The 18971-nt window shown below is 72.1% G+C and carries 14 protein-coding genes and 1 pseudogene; 10 read left to right on the forward strand and 5 right to left on the reverse strand.

Annotated features, from left to right (window positions below):
- Positions 1–82 precede the first annotated feature (82 nt).
- The 6 genes from OP86_RS29990 to OP86_RS30015 all read left to right on the forward strand — a co-directional run bounded on the left by OP86_RS29990 (position 83) and on the right by OP86_RS30015 (position 7049).
- Entirely contained in the window at positions 83–1705 is a 1623-nt protein-coding gene (locus tag OP86_RS29990) for a peptide ABC transporter substrate-binding protein (RefSeq protein WP_030260960.1), read from the forward strand.
- Between the two features lie 117 nt (positions 1706–1822).
- Positions 1823–2749, forward strand: a complete 927-nt coding sequence (locus OP86_RS29995) for an ABC transporter permease (RefSeq protein ID WP_030061906.1) — start codon at positions 1823–1825, stop codon at positions 2747–2749.
- 76 nt (positions 2750–2825) lie between these two features.
- Complete coding sequence (locus tag OP86_RS30000) at positions 2826–3632, forward strand: ABC transporter permease (RefSeq protein ID WP_078653673.1); 807 nt, start codon at positions 2826–2828, stop codon at positions 3630–3632.
- A gap of 8 nt (positions 3633–3640) precedes the next feature.
- Positions 3641–4681 carry an ABC transporter ATP-binding protein gene (locus OP86_RS30005; protein ID WP_030260962.1) on the forward strand — a complete coding sequence of 347 codons (1041 nt, stop codon included), beginning with the start codon at positions 3641–3643 and terminating at the stop codon, positions 4679–4681.
- Positions 4671–5834: an ABC transporter ATP-binding protein gene (locus OP86_RS30010; RefSeq protein ID WP_078589558.1), complete on the forward strand. Its 1164-nt coding sequence runs from the start codon at positions 4671–4673 to the stop codon at positions 5832–5834. Before OP86_RS30005 ends, OP86_RS30010 begins: the two co-directional genes overlap by 11 nt.
- Positions 5835–5999: 165 nt before the next feature.
- Positions 6000–7049 carry an ABC transporter ATP-binding protein gene (locus tag OP86_RS30015; protein ID WP_030260968.1) on the forward strand — a complete coding sequence of 350 codons (1050 nt, stop codon included), beginning with the start codon at positions 6000–6002 and terminating at the stop codon, positions 7047–7049.
- 18 nt (positions 7050–7067) lie between these two features.
- Here OP86_RS30015 and OP86_RS30020 read toward each other — a convergent pair whose 3' ends face one another.
- From OP86_RS30020 to OP86_RS30040, 5 genes are all read right to left on the reverse strand, one after another.
- A complete protein-coding gene (locus tag OP86_RS30020; RefSeq protein WP_051830985.1) occupies positions 7068–8786 on the reverse strand; it encodes an ABC transporter family substrate-binding protein in 1719 nt (572 codons plus the stop codon).
- Between the two features lie 120 nt (positions 8787–8906).
- Positions 8907–11306, reverse strand: coding sequence for a peptidoglycan binding domain-containing protein (locus OP86_RS30025; RefSeq protein ID WP_030260972.1), 2400 nt, complete (start codon positions 11304–11306; stop codon positions 8907–8909).
- Positions 11307–11549: 243 nt separating this feature from the next.
- A complete protein-coding gene (locus OP86_RS30030; protein WP_234435123.1) occupies positions 11550–12008 on the reverse strand; it encodes a DUF6113 family protein in 459 nt (152 codons plus the stop codon).
- Complete coding sequence (gene mshB / locus OP86_RS30035; RefSeq protein WP_051830987.1) at positions 12005–12958, reverse strand: N-acetyl-1-D-myo-inositol-2-amino-2-deoxy-alpha-D-glucopyranoside deacetylase; 954 nt, start codon at positions 12956–12958, stop codon at positions 12005–12007. The genes OP86_RS30030 and mshB overlap by 4 nt, the downstream gene beginning before the upstream one ends.
- Positions 12959–13004: 46 nt before the next feature.
- Positions 13005–13199, reverse strand: a complete 195-nt coding sequence (locus OP86_RS30040; RefSeq protein WP_030062563.1) for a DUF2304 family protein — start codon at positions 13197–13199, stop codon at positions 13005–13007.
- A gap of 313 nt (positions 13200–13512) precedes the next feature.
- On the opposite strand from OP86_RS30040, the gene OP86_RS30045 reads away from it, so the two are divergent.
- From OP86_RS30045 to OP86_RS30060, 4 genes and pseudogenes are all read left to right on the forward strand, one after another.
- On the forward strand, positions 13513–15666 hold the full coding sequence (locus OP86_RS30045; RefSeq protein WP_030062562.1) for a S9 family peptidase: 2154 nt from the start codon (positions 13513–13515) through the stop codon (positions 15664–15666).
- 238 nt (positions 15667–15904) lie between these two features.
- Positions 15905–16795, forward strand: a pseudogene (locus tag OP86_RS30050) (ABC transporter ATP-binding protein); the annotation flags it as partial.
- The gene (locus OP86_RS30055; protein WP_030062560.1) at positions 16792–17514 is read left to right on the forward strand and encodes an ABC transporter permease; all 723 of its coding nucleotides are present in this window, start codon (positions 16792–16794) and stop codon (positions 17512–17514) included. The pseudogene OP86_RS30050 and the gene OP86_RS30055, both read left to right, overlap by 4 nt.
- 7 nt (positions 17515–17521) lie before the next feature.
- Positions 17522–18787: a sensor histidine kinase gene (locus tag OP86_RS30060; RefSeq protein ID WP_234435124.1), complete on the forward strand. Its 1266-nt coding sequence runs from the start codon at positions 17522–17524 to the stop codon at positions 18785–18787.
- Positions 18788–18971 lie beyond the last annotated feature (184 nt).

Consider the following 18971-nt stretch of genomic DNA (forward strand, 5'->3'; position numbering starts at 1 on the left):
CCGGGTGCACCCGACTCGCGCCGTCGCCGGGGCGCGCTTCTCATGGGGTGTGATGCGACACACACCTTGAGGAGGGACCTCCATGCCCGTAGCCGCCCGTTCTCGCCTGGTCCTCGCCGCTGCGTCGTCCGTGGTCCTGGTGGCCACCGGGTGCAGTAGCAGCGGGGGAGGGGGCAGCAGCTCGTCGGACGCCAGCAAGACCTTCAGCTACCAGAGCAACGAGCCGCAGAACCCGCTGCAGCCCGCCAACGCGAACGAGGTCGGCGGCGGTCGCATCATCCAGAACCTCTTCAAGGGGCTGGTCGACTACGACCCCACCAACGCCAAGATCCGGATGCAGGTCGCGGACAAGATCGAGACCAGCGACTCGCAGGCCTTCACCGTCACGCTGAAGGACGGCTGGAAGTTCCACGACGGCACCCCGGTGCACGCCAAGAACTTCGTCGACGCCTGGAACTGGGGCGCCAGCCCCACCAACAACCAGATCAACAGCTCGTGGTTCTCGGACATCGAGGGCTACCAGGACGTCCACCCGGCCTCCGGCAAGCCGACCACGGACAAGATGTCCGGCCTGGCCGTCACCGACGACCTGCACTTCACGGTCAAGCTGAGCCACAAGGTCTCGTACTTCGAGTACAAGCTCGGCTACATCGCCTTCTCGCCGCTGCCGGACGGCTTCTTCAAGGACCCGACCGGGTACGGGCAGAAGCCGGTGGGCAACGGCCCGTACCAGTTCGTCAGTTGGTCGCACAACAGCCAGGTCGTCACCAAGGCCTTCCCGGACTACCAGGGCGTGGACAAGCCGAAGAACGGCGGCATCGTCTTCAAGATGTACACCACGTCCGAGGCCGCCTACGCCGACCTGCAGTCCAACAACCTGGACGTGATGGACCAGGTGCCGCCGTCCGCGCTGGCGACGTACAAGAACGACCTCGGCGACCGGGCGGTGGACGCCCCGCAGGGCGCCATCCAGAACATCGGCTTCACGCTCTACCAGGCCGACTGGTCCTCGCCGGACAAGGCCAAGGTGCGCCAGGGCCTGTCGATGGCGATCGACCGCGACACCATCACCAAGACGGTGCTGCAGGGCTCCCGCAAGCCGGCCTCCGCCTGGGTGGCCGAGGGCGTCGAGGGCTACAAGGAGGGCGCCTGCGGGGACTTCTGCAAGTTCGACGCGGCCAAGGCCAAGCAGCTGATCCAGGACGGCGGCGGCGTCCCCGGCAACAAGCTGCTGATCACCTACAACGCGGACGGCGGCCACAAGGAGTGGGTCGACGCGGTCTGCAACTCGATCCGGCAGAGCACCGGGGTCGACTGCCTGGGCGACCCCAAGCCCGACTTCAAGACCGCGCGGGCGGCGATCACCGCGCACCAGCTCGACGGTGCCTTCCGCACCGGCTGGGTGCAGGACTACCCGCTGAACGCCAACTTCCTGGCCGACGTGTACCGCACCGGCGCCGCCTCCAACGACTTCGGGTACAGCAACCCGCAGTTCGACGACGCCGCCACCAAGGCCGACGAGGCGCCCAGCGTCGCCGACACGGTGACCGGCTACCAGCAGGCCGAGGCCGTGCTGCCGAGCGGGATGCCGGCCATCCCGCTCTGGTACTACCGCACCAACTCGGGCTACTCGTCCAAGGTGCAGAACGTGAAGTTCGACTCCTTCGGAAACCCGGCCTGGACCCAGGTCGAGGTCAAGGGCTGATCCCGGGCTCAGGGCCCTGATCCCCTCGCGCCGGCCCCGCCCTCCCCGCACGGAGGGCGGGGCGCGGTCTCCCGGCCGACCGGCCCGGCCGGTCGGGCACCTAGGAAGGAGGCTCGGATGGGCAGTTACGTGCTGCGGCGGGTGCTGCAGATGATCCCGGTGTTCTTCGGCACCACGCTGCTGATCTTCCTGATGGTCTACTCGCTGCCCGGCGACCCGGTGGCGGCGCTGTTCGGCGAGAAGGCCGCAGACCCGGCCGTGGTGGCCAGCATCAAGCACAAGTACTTCCTGGACCAGCCGATCTGGAAGCAGTACCTGCACTACATGGGGAACCTCTTCCAGGGGGACTTCGGGACCAGCTTCACCGGCCGCCCGGTCGCCGACATCATGGCGGACGCCTTCCCGGTCACCATCCGGCTGGCGCTGATGGCCTTCGTCTTCGAGATGGTCCTCGGCCTCGCCCTCGGCGTGGTCTCCGGGCTGCGGCGCGGCAGCATCGCGGACACCCTGGTGCTGATCATGACCCTGGTGGTGATCTCGATCCCGGTCTTCGTGCTGGCCTACATCGCGCAGACGGTGTTCGCCACCAACCTGGGCTGGGTCACGCCGACGGTGCAGGACAGCTACGACCTCTCCCAGCTCATCCTGCCGGCCATCGTCCTGGGCTCGCTCTCGCTCGCGTTCGTCGCCCGGCTCACCCGGACGTCCATCGGCGAGAACCTGCGGGCCGACTACATCCGCACCGCGGTCGCCAAGGGCCTGCCCCGACGGACCATCATCACCCGCCACCTGCTGCGCAACTCCCTGATCCCGGTGGTCACCTTCCTCGGGACCGACCTCGGTGCGCTGATGGGCGGGGCGATCGTCACCGAGGGCATCTTCAACGTGCAGGGCATCGGCAACGTCCTGTACCGGGCGATCAACCAGAAGGAAGGCCCGACCGTGGTCGGCATCGTGACCGTGCTGGTGATCGTCTACCTGGTCGCCAGCCTGCTCGTCGACCTGCTCTACGCGGTCCTGGACCCGAGGATCCGCTATGCCTGACATCCACGACGAGGACTCGTACGAACCGCATCCCAAGCCCGGTGTCTCACGCCTCGACTACGCGGGGGAGCAGGGCATGGCGGTCGAGCAGGAGACCCTGGTCGAACGCGACGTGGTGAAGCGGGAGGAGGCCCGCAGCCTCTGGGGCGACGCCTGGCGGGACCTGCGCCGGCGGCCGATCTTCCTGATCTCCGCGGTGCTGATCCTGCTGCTGGTCGTGATGGCGATCTTCCCCTGGGCGTTCACCGACGCCGACCCGCGCAAGGCCGACCTGGTCAACGACTACCTCAAGCGGCCGGACTGGGGCGACGTCTTCGGCGTCGGCTGGTTCGGCTACGACGCGCAGGGCCGGTCCATCTACGCCCGGGTGGTCTACGGCGCCCGCGCCTCGATCACCGTCGGCATCTTCGTGACCGCCGCCGTCACCGTGATCGGCGGGCTGACCGGGATGGTCGCCGGCTACTTCGGCGGCGCCGTCGACGCGGTGATCTCCCGGATCACCGACATTTTCTTCGGTATCCCGCTGCTGCTCGGCGCCCTGGTGCTGCTGAACGCCTTCTCCACCCGCACGGTGTGGAGCGTGGTCATCGCCCTGGGCGTGCTCGGCTGGACCCAGATCGCCCGCGTGATGCGCGGCGCGGTGCTGACCGTCAAACAGGCCGACTACGTGGTGGCCGGGCGGGCGCTCGGCGCCGGGACGGGCCGGCTGATGTTCCGGCACATCCTGCCGAACGCGATCGCCCCGGTGATCGTCGTCGCCACCATCGCGCTCGGCGGCTACATCGCCACCGAGGCGACGCTGAGCTTCCTCGGCATTGCTGGGCGACGCGGTGCGCGACGCCCTCGATCCGAAGCTTCGCTGAGCGAGGGGAGCGCATCGTGAGTACGGCGATGGACACCACCGAACGCGAACGGGAGGCGCCCTACTCGGGGCCGCTGCTCGACGTACGGGACCTGCACGTCGAGTTCGTCACCCGGGACGGCGTCGCCAAGGCCGTGAACGGCGTCAACTACAGCGTCCGGGCGGGCGAGACGCTGGCGGTGCTGGGCGAGTCCGGCTCCGGCAAGTCGGTGACCGCGCAGGCGATCATGGGCATCCTCGACATGCCGCCGGCCCGGATCCCGCGCGGCGAGATCCGCTTCCGGGGCCAGGACATGCTCAAGATGGGCAAGGACGAGCGGCGGAGGATCCGCGGCCAGAAGATCGCGATGATCTTCCAGGACGCGCTGTCCGCGCTCAACCCCGTGCTCACGGTGGGCTTCCAGCTGGGCGAGATGTTCCGGGCGCATCGGGGCGTCTCCCGCAGGGAGGCCCGGGAGAAGGCCGTCGAGCTGATGGACCGGGTGCGCATCCCGGCGGCCAAGCAGCGGGTGAACGACTACCCGCACCAGTTCTCCGGCGGCATGCGGCAGCGCATCATGATCGCGATGGCGCTGGCCCTGGAACCGGACCTGATCATCGCGGACGAGCCGACCACTGCGCTGGACGTGACGGTGCAGGCCCAGGTGATGGACCTGCTGGCCGAGCTGCAGTCCGAGTTCCACATGGGGCTCATCCTGATCACCCACGACCTCGGTGTGGTGGCCGACGTCGCGGACAAGATCGCGGTGATGTACGCGGGCCGGATCGTCGAGACCGCCCCGGTGCACCAGCTGTACGCGCGGCCCGCGCACCCGTACACCCGGGGCCTGCTGGACTCCATCCCGCGGCTGGACCAGAAGGGCCAGGAGCTCTACGCGATCAAGGGCCTGCCGCCCAACCTGCTGCGGATCCCCCCGGGCTGCGCCTTCAACCCGCGCTGCCCGCGGGCGCAGGACATCTGCCGGACCGACGTGCCGGAGCTGTTCCCGGTCGCCGAGGACGACGGGACGCCGCTGGAGGGGCGCGGCAGCGCCTGCTTCTTCTGGAAGGAGACCCTCCATGACCGCTGACGGGGCCAGCGCACCGGGCGCGGCGGTGCCGGAGGAGACGGTGCCGGAGGAGACCGCCTTCGTGCAGGAGGTGCCGCGCGGCGAGCCGATCCTGGAGGTCCGCGACCTGGTCAAACACTTCCCGCTGACCCAGGGCATCCTGTTCAAGAAGCAGGTCGGCGCGGTCAAGGCCGTCGACGGCGTCAGCTTCGACCTGATGCAGGGCGAGACGCTGGGCATCGTCGGCGAGTCCGGCTGCGGGAAGTCCACGCTGGCCAAGGTGCTGATGAACCTGGAGCCGGCCACCGGGGGATCCGTCCGGTACAAGGGGGAGGAGATCTCCCGGCTCTCGGGATCGGGGCTGAAGGCCGTCCGCCGGAACATCCAGATGGTGTTCCAGGACCCGTACACCTCGCTCAACCCGCGGATGACGGTCGGCGACATCATCGGTGAGCCGTACGAGATCCACCCGGAGGTGGCGCCGAAGGGCGACCGCCGCAAGGCCGTCCAGGACCTGCTGGACGTGGTCGGGCTCAACCCGGAGTACATCAACCGGTACCCGCACCAGTTCTCCGGCGGGCAGCGCCAACGCATCGGCATCGCACGGGGGTTGGCGCTCAAGCCGGAGGTCATCATCTGTGACGAGCCGGTGTCGGCGCTGGACGTGTCGGTGCAGGCGCAGGTGATCAACCTGCTGGAGCAGCTGCAGGGCGAGTTCAACCTGTCGTACATGTTCATCGCGCACGACCTCTCGATCGTCCGGCACATCTCGGACCGGGTCGGCGTGATGTACCTGGGCAGGCTGGTCGAGATCGGCAGCGACGCGGAGATCTACGACCACGCGACGCACCCGTACACCCAGGCGCTGCTCTCCGCGGTGCCGGTGCCGGACCCGACGGCGCGGGAGTCGCGGGACCGGATCGTGCTCACCGGGGACGTGCCCTCGCCGGCCAACCCGCCGTCCGGCTGCCGCTTCCGCACCCGCTGCTGGAAGGCGCAGCAGCGGTGCGAGGACGAGGTGCCGCTGCTCGTCTCGCCGTCGTGGCTGGGCGGGGCGGCCAGGCATGACTCGGCGTGTCACTTCGCGGCGGAGCGCGAGGTTGGGCAGGGCGCCGCGGAGCGTGGGAACGGGCAGGGCGCGGCGGGGCCCGAGGACGGGCAGAGCCCCGACTGAGGGTTTTCTTCCGAGGGCGCGTCCACCGTACGGGGGGGCGCGCCCTCGCCCGTTCAGCCCGTGATGGAAAAGAGATCTGCCGCAGGCTCGCCAAGTGCGGCCCGGTCCTTGATAGTTGCTCTGCGCCTATCGATGGTCGCTGCTGCGCTGAGGAGGGCTGCTCACATGGACGCGGTGGAGGTGATCGGCGGCGGACGGGAGAGCCTGGCGCCCGGGACCCCGTTGCTGGAGGTCGAGGATCTGCACGTGGAGTTCCACACCCGGGACGGCGTCGCCAAGGCCGTCAACGGGGTGAGCTACGCGGTGTCGGCCGGCGAGACGCTGGCGGTGCTGGGGGAGTCGGGTTCGGGCAAGTCGGTGACCGCGCAGGCGGTCATGGGCATCCTGGACATGCCGCCGGGGCGGATCACCTCGGGGCGGATCCTGTTCCGCGGCGAGGACCTGCTGACCATGGGGGCCAACGCCCGGCGGGCCGTCCGGGGCCAGAAGATCGCGATGATCTTCCAGGACGCGCTGTCCGCGCTCAACCCGGTGCTCAGCGTCGGCTACCAGCTCGGCGAGATGTTCCGGACGCACCACGGCGTCTCCCGCAAGGAGGCCCGGGAGAAGGCCGTCGAGCTGATGGACCGGGTGCGCATCCCGGCGGCCAAGCAGCGGGTCGGCGACTTCCCGCACCAGTTCTCGGGCGGCATGCGGCAGCGCATCATGATCGCGATGGCGCTGGCCCTGGAGCCGGACCTGATCATCGCGGACGAGCCGACCACGGCGCTGGACGTGACGGTGCAGGCCCAGGTGATGGACCTGCTGGCCGAGCTGCAGTCCGAGTTCAACATGGGCCTGATCCTGATCACCCACGACCTGGGCGTGGTCGCGGACGTCGCGGACAAGATCGCGGTGATGTACGCGGGCCGGATCGTCGAGAGCGCCCCGGTGCACGAGTTGTACGCGCGGCCCGCGCACCCGTACACCCGGGGCCTGCTGGACTCCATCCCGCGGCTGGACCAGAAGGGCCAGAACCTGCACGCCATCAAGGGCCTGCCGCCCAACCTGCTGCGGATCCCGGAGGGCTGCGCCTTCAACCCCCGCTGCGACCGGGCGCAGGACCGCTGCCGGAGCGAACTCCCGCCGCTGGTCCCGGTGACGGGCGAGCACGGGGAGGAGCTGGTGGGTCGGCGCAGCGCCTGCCACTACTGGCGCGAGACACTGCACGGCTGAGCCCGCCCGGCGTCGGCTTCACTTCACGAAGCCGACGTTCTCCCAGACGATGTCGGACAGGCCCTGAGCGCCGATGTTGGCGAGGTCGGCGCGGGCGCCGAACAGCTGCGGGCGCTGGTAGAGCGGCAGGACGCCGGCGACCTTCCAGAGCTCGCCGTCGGCCTGGTTGATCGCCTCGGAGACGGTGGCCGCGTCGGCCGCGGCGGCGGCCCGGTCGAGCGCGGCGTCGGCCGCCGGGCTGCCCGCGCCGACGTGGTTGGTGCCGCCGTTCTGGACGAAGTTGGCGCGGCTTCCGGTGGCCGGGAAGGGGGTGCCGAGCAGCGAGTAGGCGGTGATGTCGAAGTCGCCACGGTTGACGTACTTGTCGAAGAACTCGTTGGCGGGGGCGCTCGCCGTGGTGACCTTGATCCCGACGTCCTTGAGCATCCTGGTGGCGCCGACGGCCTCGTTCTGCGCCTGGGTGACCCCGGCCGGGATGACCATCCGCAGGTGCAGCTCGCGGCCGTCCTTCTTCCGTACGTCGCCGTCCGTCTTCCAGCCGGCCGCGTCCAGCTTGCGGGCGGCCTCGGCGGGGTCGTAGCGGGCCAGGCCCAGGGAGTTGTCGCGGTAGCCGTTCTGGTTGGCGACCAGCAGGTGGTTGTTGAGCGGGACGGCGGGCCAGTCCAGGCCGTTGAGGTCGGAGCGGATGACGGCGTCCCGGTTGATCGCCTGGAACACGGCCTGGCGCACGGTCGCGTCGCTCAGCGCGGGGGTGCGGGCGTTCAGGGTGATCTGCCGGAAGTCCGGGCCGCCGGCGCGGCGTATCACGGCACCCTTGACGTTCCGGATGGTCTGGTAACCGGCCACGTCCGGGCCGTTGTTGACGAGGTCGAGCTGCCCCTTGGCGAAGGCGGCGGGCATCGCGTCGGGGAGCATCGCATGGAAGACGATCCTGTCCAGCACGGGCTTGTCGCCCCACCAGGCGGGATCGGCGGCCAGGGTGACGGTCTGCGCGGCGCGGTCCAGCTGCTCGACCCTGAACGGGCCCGCGGTGACCGGGATCGCGTCCAGGTAGGAGGAGTTGAAGAGCTCCGGGGTGGAGATCCGGGAGGCCGGCAGCAGCGGGGCGTTGCCGGCGCCGTTGAACATCGACTGCCATTCGGAGAACGGCCGGTCGAAGGTCATCACGGCCTGGAAGTCGTCCTTGCCGCGCTCGACCGCCGAGACCAGCTCGAAGCCGGTACTGCTGGAGGGCTTGTAGGCCGGGTCCTTGCCGTTCAGGGCACGCCAGTTGGCCTCGATGTCGCGCCAGGTGATCGGGGTGCCGTCGGACCAGTGGGCCTTCGGGTTGAGCGTCCAGGTGACCACCTGCCGGCCGTCCCGGAGCTCGGCGTGGGCCTCCTGGAGGTAGGCCGGGTTGACCGTCTGGGTGCCGGCCGCGTCCGAGCGGAAGAAGGTCGGCAGCAGCGGCTTGGTGACGGCGATGGTCGAGGACTCGCTGCCGTCGGTGTGGATCGGCGACCACTGGTGGGAGAACTGGGTGATCGCCAGGTTGAGGGTGCCGCCCTGGCGCAGCTGGGCGCGGTCGTGGGGGTTGATGTCGACCGAGGTGAGCTTGGGCGAGGCGAGGGCGGACGCCAGTGCGTCGGTGCCCGCGCCGCCCTGGCCGGAGGCACAGGAACAGAGCGCCAGCGAGAGGGTGAGAGCGGTGAGGCCGGCGAGCAGGGCCGTCCCGTGGTGCTGGAGGCGGCGGCCCATCGGCATGCTCCCCGAGGTGGGTGTGGCGGAAGGTGTGGCGTCACATCTTGCTGACGGGAGGGGGAGTTGTCGAGGGGCGGACCAGGATGCGGATCCGCCCCCCGACGAGGGCCCGGTGCGTCAGACCGCGAACTTGAAGGTGCGGTCCTTGTCGCCGGTCTTGTCGAAGACGGAGGTGATGCCGTCCGCGACGTCCTGCGGGGTGATCGGGACGAGCTGGCCGTTCTTCTTGACCTTCACCTTGTCGAACACGCCGCCCAGCTGGGAGGTGAGCGCGTCGAGGTCCCACTTGGGCACGATCTTGCCGGAGGCGTCCGGGACGAGCGTGAGCACCTTGGCGGCGGTCTTCGGGCCGAAGTCCCAGGACTTGGTGCCGGCCACCACGTGCACCTTGCCGGCGGCCACCTGCTTGCCGAGGCTGTCGGCGGCGGCCTGCAGGGCCTGGGTGGAGACCTTGGGCTGGGCGGCCGTGACGGCGAGGGCGATCGGCTGGTCCGGCTTGCCGGCGGCGCGGTCGCGGTAGGCCTGCTCGATCACGTCCAGGGCGCTCGCCGAGTCCACCGCCTGACCGGCCCGGCCGGGCACGACGATCGGCTCGCCGTTGGGGTCGCCGAACTTGACGTAGCCCTCCTGCAGGCCCTGGCCGGAGCCGGCGGCCAGCGTGTCCAGGGCGGCCTTGAGCTTGGCGCGGTCGACCTTGACGTCCGGCGCGACGGCCTTGCTGCCGCCCTTCAGCGACTTGAAGACGTCGACCGGGTTGTAGCTGTGCTGGGCCAGGCCGTCCACGGTGCCGGTGGTGTCGAAGCTCAGCCCGGCCACGGCCGGGTCGAGGTCCACGGCCTGGTCGCCGATCTTCAGCTTGAGCGGCTGCTGGCCGGCCTTGCCGACCGACTCGTCCAGCGTGTGGATCGCCTGGTCGCGGCTGTTGCCGCCGATGTCGGTGCCGAGCACCACGGTGCCCTTGGGGACGTCGGACTGGTTGAGCATCAGGCCGGTGCCGTACGCGGCGGCGCCGAGGAACAGCACGCCGCCGATGCCGTAGACGCCCAGCTTGACCAGCTTCTTGCCGCCGCCGCGCTTGGCCTTGGCCTTGGCCGGCGCGGGCTCGGCCTTGGCGGTCGCCGGGGCCGGTGCGGGCGAGGTGCCGGACGGGCCGCCGCCCTGGGCGGGCCCGGGCCGGGGGCCGGGCGCCGGGGCCGGCAGCGGGGTGACCTCGGTGGCGTCCGGGTCGCCGCCGGGCTGCCGGGAGCGGCCGGGCTGCGGGCCGGTGCCGGGCGCACCCGGGAAGAGCGTGCCGGGCCCCGCCGCGCCGGCTTGGCCGTCCTGGCCGGGGCCGGCCGGGCGCTGGGTGGCGAACGGGTCGGCGCCGGTCGGCGCTGAGGCGAACAGGCCCGGCTGCTGACGGCCGTCGGCACCGTGCGGGGCGCCGTTGCGGGGCAGGCCGGATATTCCGGCGGGCGGCGGGCCGTCCTCGCGGATCGGCTTGAAGCCGTCGACCGAGGTGTCCTCCGGGTTCGGCTCGGCGCCCGGCGCGCCCTGCGGGAGCGGGCCGTTCGGCTGGAAGCCGTTCTGCGGGCCGCCCTGCTGCGGGCCGTTCGGCCGGGGGCCGTTCTGCCGCGGCTTGTTCTGCTGCTGCCGGTTCTGCTGCTGCCGGTCCTGCTGGGGGCGGCCGCCGCGCGGTCCGCGGGTGCCGGCGTCGGGGCCGGGGGTCGGCGCGAACGGGTCGACCGGTGCGAAGGGGTCGGCGACGGGCGCGAACGGCGCGGCGGCCTCGTAGACGCCCGGCTCCTCCGCCGGGGCGTCGGCGCGGCGCGGCCCGGCGGGCGGCGTCGGGGCGGCCGGGTTCGGCGACTTGCCCTGCGCGGGCAGCGGACGGCCGTTCGGCGCGCCGTTGGTACGGGCGGCGCCACCCGCGGCCTGGCGGGCGGCCTGCGGCCGGGCCCCGGCGGCGGTGCCGGGCGCGGCGGCGGCCTCCGGCGCGCTCGGGGCGCTCGGGGAGCCGGCCGGCACGGCGGCCGGGGCGGGCTCGGCGTTCGAGGCCTTCTTCTGCCGCGGCCGGAACCAGGCGCCGGTGGACTCGGACTCGGAGGTCGCCGGCGGGATCGCCGGGATCTCCCACTCCGGCGGCAGGTTCGGCGGCGTGGCCGAGCGGTCGCCGCCCTCCATCACGCCGAGGACCGGCGAGGCCGGCGCGGAGCGGTGCCGCGGCCCGCCCTGCTCGGGGGCGGGCGCCGGGGCCTCCTCGGCCGGGGTGTCCTCGTTCTTGACGGTGCTGCGGACGACGACCGGCGGGATCGGGCGCGAGCCGGGGATGTTGATCCGGACCCGGGTGGTCAGGGTGGTCTCGGTCTTCGGGCCGTCGTCCTCGCCGCCCGACGCGGCACCCTGGCCGGCGCCGGCCGCGGCCCGGTCGCCGCCGGGCAGTCCCGGTGTGCCGTAGGGCGGGGTGCCCGACGGGTAGGCGTCCGGGCCCGTGCGCCTGGGCGTCGGGTGGGCGTTGTCAGATTCGCGGCTGCTCAATGCTGCTCTGCTCCGGGTTCGCGGGCGGGCCGTGCGGCGCGACCGCGGTTCGTGGGCGCCGGGCCCGGCTGGGGCGGGCGGCGGTCGGGTACGGCGTTCTGCGGGACCACCATACTGGGAAGAACTGAGCGGTGAACGGCTTCGGACAGATCCTGATACGTCCGGTTCCTCCGGTATGAGAGTAAGGCCGGGTGCTCCTGACTGCGCGTCGTACGCGGTACCGTACGCAGCGCGCGGCCGGGGTCAGCGCGGAGGGCCGGGCACCCCGGGGAACCAGCTGGTGCGGGTCGGCAGGGTGGCGCAGATCACGCCCAGGACCGAGCCGGCGAACAGCCAGGCCAGCGAGGTCGCGTTGGACCACAGGACGTTGTCGCCCTCGGGCCTGGGCATGATCATCAGCAGCATCGCCAGGAACCAGCCTGCTACGGGGATGCCCGCGCCGAGCCGGGTGCCGGTGACGCGCAGTCCGCCGTAGAAGGTGGCGGCGGTCGCGGCGAGCGCCAACAGGACTCCCACGGGCGGCCACAGGGCCTGCACAAAGGATCCGCAGACCGACACCGCGAAACCCAGCACGAAGAACAGGACATAGGCCGCGATCCGGGCGACGCGCGGGGGTTGAGGCTCGGCCAGCCGCTCCTCGCGGGTGCCGAGGACGGTCGCCGGGATCGAGCGGCGCGGCGGCCGGGCGGCGGGCTTGCTCATCGGACGCCCTCCCCGGCGCTCGCGGAGGCGTCGTCGAGGCCTGCGTCGGCCAGGCCGGTGAAGTCGGGGCCGGTGAGGTCGAGGCCCGCGAACAGGTCGTCCTCCGGCTCGCCCGGACCGGCCTGGCCGCGCACCAACTGGTAGTACTCGGTGGCGAACAGGGGCTGGCCGAGGTGGTTGGAGAGCGCGAAGGACGTGCCGTCCACGGTGATCTGGGTGGCGTGCGCGGTCAGCGCGGCGGTCTTGCGCCCGGCGTACGCGGCGCCGTCCAGCACCGTGGTGACCACCTCGTCGGCGACCACCCCGGGGACGTCGGACGGCTGGGCGACACCCGGGAAGGAGGACGTGGCGGCGGTCTCGGCGAGACCGGCCTCGATCACCGAGCGGGGCATCCGGTTCCAGTACACCTTGGCGATCCGCCAGGCCGGGCCCGACTCCGGGCGGTGCGCCGGATCGGCGGCCAGCTCGTACGCGCGCATCGCGACCCGGTGCGCCTGGATGTGGTCCGGGTGCCCGTAGCCGCCGTTCTCGTCGTACGTGACCAGCACCTGCGGCCGCACCTCGCGGATCATTGCGACCAGGTGGCCGGCCGCCTCGTCCACGTCCGCCCGCCAGAAGCAGCCGGGCGCGTCGTTCTCGGGCACGCCCATCATCCCGGAGTCGCGGTAGCGCCCCGGGCCGCCGAGGAAGCGGACGTCGGTGACGCCGAGGGCGTGCATCGCCTCGGTGAGCTCGCCGATCCGGTACGCGCCGAGGGTGTCGTCCCGATCGGCCGTCAGGTGGGCCAGCTCCGGGGGGATCACCTCGCCGCCCTCGCCGAGGGTGCAGGTCACCAGCGTGACCCGGGCGCCCTCGGCGGCGTACCGGGCCATGGTGGCGCCGTTGCCGATCGACTCGTCGTCGGGGTGCGCGTGCACGAGGAGGAGTCGGCGGCCGGTAGTCGCGGTCATGGGAGGAAGCCTAACGACCGACCGGCGTGGGTTGGCTCGTACGGGGTCAGAGCTTCAGGCCGTTGATCATTCCGGCGAGGTTGCTGGTGACCTGGCTGATCGACGGGGCGATCGAGCTGGAGGCCAGGTAGAAGCCGAGCAGCGCGCAGACGATGGCGTGCGCCAGCTTGAGGCCGGAGCGGCGGATCAGCACCACCACGATGACCAGCATCAGCACGGCTGCGGAGATGTTCATGGCCATGTCGGCTCACACCCCTTCTCGGGCGCGCCACCCCGGGGGAGGGCGGCGGTGGGACGGTGCGGGACTGGAGGCTGCGGGCGACCGGGGCCCGGGACGGGGCCGACGACCACTCGCTCGACAAGTCATACCCGATGGGTAACGGGTGCATTACATTCGGTGATCCCCCGCGCGCCGGGGTGTCGGGCACTCGCGGGGCGCATGGGCCGGTCGGAGGCCGTTTGGGCCTCTTTGGGGCGTACTTGGGGACGATGCTCCGAACGAGTGATCACCAGCCTCCCGGCAGGGGCAGTTCGGCGTCGTAGGGTCTGGTGCCATGACCTCCCACACCCCTGCGGACACCTTCCCCCGGCAGTACGCGCGGACCCTGCGCTACACCGTCGGCGCCCCCCGCTCGTTCTCCGTCGCACCGGACGGCTCGCGGGTCGTCTTCCTCCGCTCGCGATCGGGCAGCGACCGGGCCAACCTGCTCTGGATCCTGGACACGGCCACCGGCGAGGAGCGGATCGCCGCCGACCCGGCCGTGCTGCTCGGCGGCGGCGAGGAGGACCTCTCGCCGGCCGAGAAGGCCCGCCGCGAGCGCAGCCGCGAGAGCTCGGCCGGCATCGTCGGCTACGCCCTGGACGCGGCCGGCGCCCGGGCCGCCTTCGCCCTCTCCGGCCGCCTGTTCACCGCCGACCTGGTCACCGGCGCGACCGCCGAACTGCCCGCCCAGGGGCCGCTGTTGGACCCGCGGCTGTCACCGGACGGCGCGTACGTCGCCTACGCCAACACCTCCGGAGAGCTGCGGCTGACCCGGGCCGACGGCAGCGGCGACAAGGTGCTCGCCGAGCCGGACGGCCCGAACGTCACCTGGGGGCAGGCCGAGTTCATCGCCCAGGAGGAGATGGACCGCGACCGCGGCTTCTGGTGGTCCCCGGAGGGCGACCGGCTGCTGGTCGAGCGCGCCGACGACAGCCCGGTGGGCCGCTGGTGGATCGCCGACCCGGCCAACCCGGACCGTGAGCCCGCCGAGGTCGCCTACCCGGCGGCCGGCACCGCCAACGCCGAGGTCGGGCTCTGGGTGCTCGACCTGCACGGCGGGCGCACCGAGGTGGCCTGGGACCGTACGGCCTTCCCGTACCTCGGCCGGGTGCACTGGTCGTCGGGCGGCGTGCCGCTGCTGCAGGTGCAGTCCCGCGACCAGCGCAGCCAGCGGATCCTCGGAGTGGACGTGACCACCGGCGCCACCGAGGTGCTGCACGAGGAGAAGGACGGCACCTGGCTGGAGCTGTTCCGGGGCGTCCCGGCGTGGACCCCGGACGGCAAGCTGGTGCGGATCTCCGACGAGGGAGGGGCACGGGCGCTGGTGGTCGGCGACCGGGCCGTCACCGGGGCCGACCTGCACCTGCGGTCGGTCGTCACGGTCACCGAGGACGAGGTGTTCTTCACCGCCTCCGGCGGCGACACCGAGACCGACCCGGAGCCCGGCTGGATCGCCGTCGGCCGGATCAGCCACGACGGCAAGCGGCTCGGCTGGGAGTCCTCCAACGGGCGGCCGTTCACCTCCGTCACCAGCGCGGTGCACGGCGGCGGGATCACCGTCCGCGCCACCGCCGAGCCGGACCTGCCCGGCAGCCTCGTCCAGGTCGCGCGGGACCTGCCGGAGGGCGTGGTGGTCGACGACGTCGCCACCATCGCCTCGTACGCCGAGACTCCGGTCATCACCGCCCGCCCGGTCTTCCGCTTCGCCGGCGAGCGCCGCATCCCCACCGCCGTCTTCCTGCCCACCGGCTACGACCGCGAGCGCGACGGCCTGCTGCCCGTCCTGATGGACCCGTACGGCGGCCCGCACGGGCAGCGCGTCGTCCAGGCGCACAACCCGCACCTCAACTCGCAGTGGTTCGCCGACCAGGGCTTCGCGGTGGTCGTCGCCGACGGGCGCGGCACCCCCGGGCGCGGGCCGGCCTGGGAGAAGTCGATCGCCTTCGACTTCGCCGGGGCCACCCTGGACGACCAGGTGGACGCGCTGCAGGCGCTCGCCGAGGAGTTCCCGCTGGACCTCGGCCGGGTGGCCATCCGCGGCTGGTCGTACGGCGGCTACCTCGCCGCGCTCGCCGTGCTGCGCCGCCCGGACGTCTTCCACGCGGCCGTCGCCGGTGCGCCGGTGACCGACTGGGCGCTGTACGACACCCACTACACCGAGCGCTACCTGGGCGACCCGGCCGAGCGGCCCGAGGTGTACGCCGCCAACTCGCTCAGCGGGTACGCGGCCGGGCTGGAGCGCCCGCTGATGATCATCCACGGGCTGGCGGACGACAACGTGGTGGCCGCGCACACCCTGCGGCTCTCCTCGGCGCTGCTCGCCGCCGGGCGCCCGCACACCGTGCTGCCGCTGTCCGGCGTCACCCACATCACGCCGCAGGAGGAGGTCGCGGAGAACCTGCTGCTGCTCCAGGTCGACTTCGTGAAGCGCTCGCTGGGGCTGTGACGACCCTCTGATCAGCGCATTCGGCGGCCGGTGCCCCTGACGGGGGTACCGGCCGCCGGCATGACATCCGTCATACCGAAGGCACGACGGCGGACACTGCCGCCGGGGCCGGCCCGCGCGGGACTCTGAGGTGGTGCGAACAGCACCGAACGCGACACCATCAGGGAAGAGGAGCCGGGCGATGGACACCGAGGTGGCCGCCTTCCGCGGCGTGGGCAAGAGCTACGGGCGGGTGCGCGCCGTGGACGGACTGGACCTCGTGCTGCGGCCGGGCGAGACCGTCGCCCTGCTCGGCCCGAACGGCGCCGGGAAGTCCACCAGCCTGGACCTGCTGCTCGGCCTGCGGGAACCCGACCGGGGCAGCGTGACGCTGTTCGGCGGCACCCCGCGGGCGGCGATCGCGGCCGGCCGGGTCGGCGCGATGCTGCAGAGCGGCGGGCTGATGTCCGACGTCAAGGTGCGCGAGCTGGTCCGGCTCGCCTGCGACGTGCATCCGCGCGGTCGGTCGGTCACGGGGGTGCTGACCGACGCGGGGATCACGGAGCTGGCGGAGCGCAGGGTCGACAAGCTGTCCGGAGGCCAGGAGCAGCGGGTCCGCTTCGCGCTGGCGATCGCGGGCGACAACGACCTGATCGTGCTGGACGAGCCCACCACCGGCATGGACGTCAGCGTCCGGCAGGCGTTCTGGGCGAGCATGCGGGCGCAGGCCGACGCCGGGCGCACGGTGCTGTTCGCCACCCACTACCTGGAGGAGGCCGACTCGATCGCCGACCGCGTCCTGGTGCTGCACCGGGGCCGGCTGATCGCCGACGGCAGCTCCGCCGAGATCAAGGCGCGGGCCGGCGCCCGCCGGATCACCTTCGAACTCCACGACGCGGACGGGCAGTTCGCGGAGAGCCTGCTGCGCACCCTGCCGGGCGTGCAGTCGCTGGACGTCACCGCGAGGGTCCCGGGGGTGCGGACGGTGCGGATCCGGACCGCGGACTCCGACGCGAGCGTGGCCGGGCTCTACCGGGCGGGCCTGTACCCGCGCGGGCTGGAGGTCACCGGCGTGGGCCTGGAGCAGGCCTTCCTGACCATCACCGGCGAACTGGACCAGCACGAGGCAGCCATGGAGAGTGCGCGATGACCACCCTGATCACGCTGGAGATCCTGCGGACCCTCCGCAACCGGCGCTACCTGTTCTTCACGGTCCTCTACCCGGCGCTGATGTACGTCTTCTTCATCCACGCCTACGGCGCCGCCGAGCGGGCCGGCGGACTGCCGGTGAAGACCTACTTCATGGTCTCGATGGCCACCTTCGGTGCCGTCGGCGCGGTGCTCACCGGCAGCGCGCAGCGGATCTCGCTGGAGCGCAAGAGCGGGTGGACCCGTCAGCTGCGGCTGACCGCGCTGCCCGGCCGGGCGTACACCGTCGGCAAGATCGCGGCGAGCGCGGTCACCACGCTGCCGTCGATCCTGGTGGTCTTCGCGGTCGGTGCGAGCCAGGGCGTCTCGCTCACCGCGGCGCAGTGGAGCGGGCTGGCCGTCGCGCTGTGGCTGGGCAGCTTCGTCTTCGCGGCGCTCGGCGTGGCGCTCGGGTACGCGGCGGCGCCGGACGCGGTGCAGCCGATCGTGATGATCACCTACATGGCGATGGCGCTGCTCGGCGGCACCTGGTTCCCGGTGAGCGGCTCGCTGGAGAAGTTCGCCCGGTTCAACCCCGTCTTCCTCTACAACAAGCTGGCCACCTTCACCCAGCCCGGGCACTCCCTGGACACCGTCGCGGTCGCCGGTCTGGCCGCCTTCCTCGCGGTGTTCGTCGTCGCCGCGGCGGCCCTGTACCGCCGCGACACCCGCCAGGCATGATGACGTCATGATCGACATGAGTGGCGCAGGCCAGGCCCACCGCCCCGACGAACCGCCGGAGGTGGGCGTGGCGCGCGCGTCCTTCATGAACGTCCCCGGCTCCCCGGTGGAGAGCAGGCGACAGCTGCTGGTGAAGGTCGCCTGGATGATGCTGTGGATGCTCTACCTGGCGTACCCGGCGGGCGACCTGCTGAGCGGGAATCACAGCACGACCGGGAAGGTGCTCGGGTGGTGCTGCCTGGCCGGGTTCGTGGGCGCCTACGTCCTGCTGGTGATCTTCCGCTCGCAGGCGGGGATGCGGCCACGGGCCTGCGTGGTGATCGTCGCGACGATGATCGGGCTGGCGACCGCCGCCTCGGCGGTGCTCGGCGCCGCGTTCCTGACCCTGTTCATCTACGCCTCGGTGTGCCTGGCGATCATCATCCCGGCGCGGTACGCGCTGCGGGCGCTGCTCGCCATGGCCGTGCTCACCGCGGCGGTCGGGCTGGGCATCGGCGCCGGCAACGACAACATCTCCACCTTCGCGCTCAGCGCCTTCCTCTCCGGCGTCGCGATGACCGGTCTGCAGCGGCTGGTCGCCACCATGAAGGAGCTGCGCGAGGCCCGGGCCGCCGTCGCCCACCTGGCCGCCTCCGAGGAGCGGCTGCGGCTCGCCCGCGACCTGCACGACCTGCTCGGGCACTCGCTGTCGCTGATCACCCTGAAGAGCGAGCTGGCCGGGCGGTTCATGGACGCCGGCAAGGACGAGGCGGCGCGGGCGCAGGTCGCCGACATCGAGCAGGTCGCCCGGCAGTCGCTGATCGACGTCCGGGAGGCGGTGACCGGCTTCCGCCGGCCCACCCTGCCGGTCGAACTCGCCGCCGCCCGTACGGCGTTGGCCGCCGCCCAGGTCCGGCTGGAGGCCGCGCCGGAGCTGGTGGACGCCTGGCCGGGGCTGGCCAACGAGGAGGCGGGCGCGCTCGCCTGGGCGCTGCGCGAGGCCGTCACCAACATCGTCCGGCACGGCGAGGGCGCCACGGTCTGCACGGTGACGGCGGACGAGAGCTGGGAGTCGGGCGGCGAGCGCTACGCCGTCCTGGAGATCGCCGACAACGGGCGCGGGCCGGGCAAGTCCCAGCCGGGGAACGGGCTCTCCGGGCTGGAGGAGCGGCTGGCGCTGGTCGGCGGGCGGCTGGAGACCGGGCCGGGGGAGCGCGGGAAGGGCTTCCGGCTGCGGGCCTCGGTGCCGCTGCGGACGGTGTCGGCCGCGCCCGAGTCCTCGCCGGCGGGCTAGGGCCAACGCCGTGTAGATAGAGCCTGCGGATTCCTGTCACGGGTCTGGTGTGGTCAGGATGTCGATGCTGATGGTGGCTTTGTAACTGGTCCGGTCGACGGTGCCTTTGGCGTTGTACTTGGAGATCGCGCGTTTGACGACGCGGGGTCGGGTGCGGATGCGCCGGTCGGGCATGAGGTCGGCC

It is taken from the genome of Streptomyces novaecaesareae, from assembly GCF_000716875.1.
GTDB classification, from domain to species: domain Bacteria; phylum Actinomycetota; class Actinomycetes; order Streptomycetales; family Streptomycetaceae; genus Kitasatospora; species Kitasatospora novaecaesareae.

What these genes read in the sequence shown, in the direction of transcription:
- OP86_RS29990 (WP_030260960.1), top strand. Translation starts at nt 83, where the DNA reads ATGCCCGTAGCCGCCCGTTCTCGCCTGGTCCTCGCCGCTGCGTCGTCC.
- OP86_RS29995 (WP_030061906.1), top strand. Translation starts at nt 1,823, where the DNA reads ATGGGCAGTTACGTGCTGCGGCGGGTGCTGCAGATGATCCCGGTGTTC.
- OP86_RS30000 (WP_078653673.1), top strand. Translation starts at nt 2,826, where the DNA reads ATGGCGGTCGAGCAGGAGACCCTGGTCGAACGCGACGTGGTGAAGCGG.
- OP86_RS30005 (WP_030260962.1), top strand. Translation starts at nt 3,641, where the DNA reads ATGGACACCACCGAACGCGAACGGGAGGCGCCCTACTCGGGGCCGCTG.
- OP86_RS30010 (WP_078589558.1), top strand. Translation starts at nt 4,671, where the DNA reads ATGACCGCTGACGGGGCCAGCGCACCGGGCGCGGCGGTGCCGGAGGAG.
- OP86_RS30015 (WP_030260968.1), top strand. Translation starts at nt 6,000, where the DNA reads ATGGACGCGGTGGAGGTGATCGGCGGCGGACGGGAGAGCCTGGCGCCC.
- OP86_RS30020 (WP_051830985.1), bottom strand. Translation starts at nt 8,786, where the DNA reads ATGGGCCGCCGCCTCCAGCACCACGGGACGGCCCTGCTCGCCGGCCTC.
- OP86_RS30030 (WP_234435123.1), bottom strand. Translation starts at nt 12,008, where the DNA reads ATGAGCAAGCCCGCCGCCCGGCCGCCGCGCCGCTCGATCCCGGCGACC.
- mshB (WP_051830987.1), bottom strand. Translation starts at nt 12,958, where the DNA reads ATGACCGCGACTACCGGCCGCCGACTCCTCCTCGTGCACGCGCACCCC.
- OP86_RS30040 (WP_030062563.1), bottom strand. Translation starts at nt 13,199, where the DNA reads ATGGCCATGAACATCTCCGCAGCCGTGCTGATGCTGGTCATCGTGGTG.
- OP86_RS30045 (WP_030062562.1), top strand. Translation starts at nt 13,513, where the DNA reads ATGACCTCCCACACCCCTGCGGACACCTTCCCCCGGCAGTACGCGCGG.
- OP86_RS30055 (WP_030062560.1), top strand. Translation starts at nt 16,792, where the DNA reads ATGACCACCCTGATCACGCTGGAGATCCTGCGGACCCTCCGCAACCGG.
- OP86_RS30060 (WP_234435124.1), top strand. Translation starts at nt 17,522, where the DNA reads ATGATCGACATGAGTGGCGCAGGCCAGGCCCACCGCCCCGACGAACCG.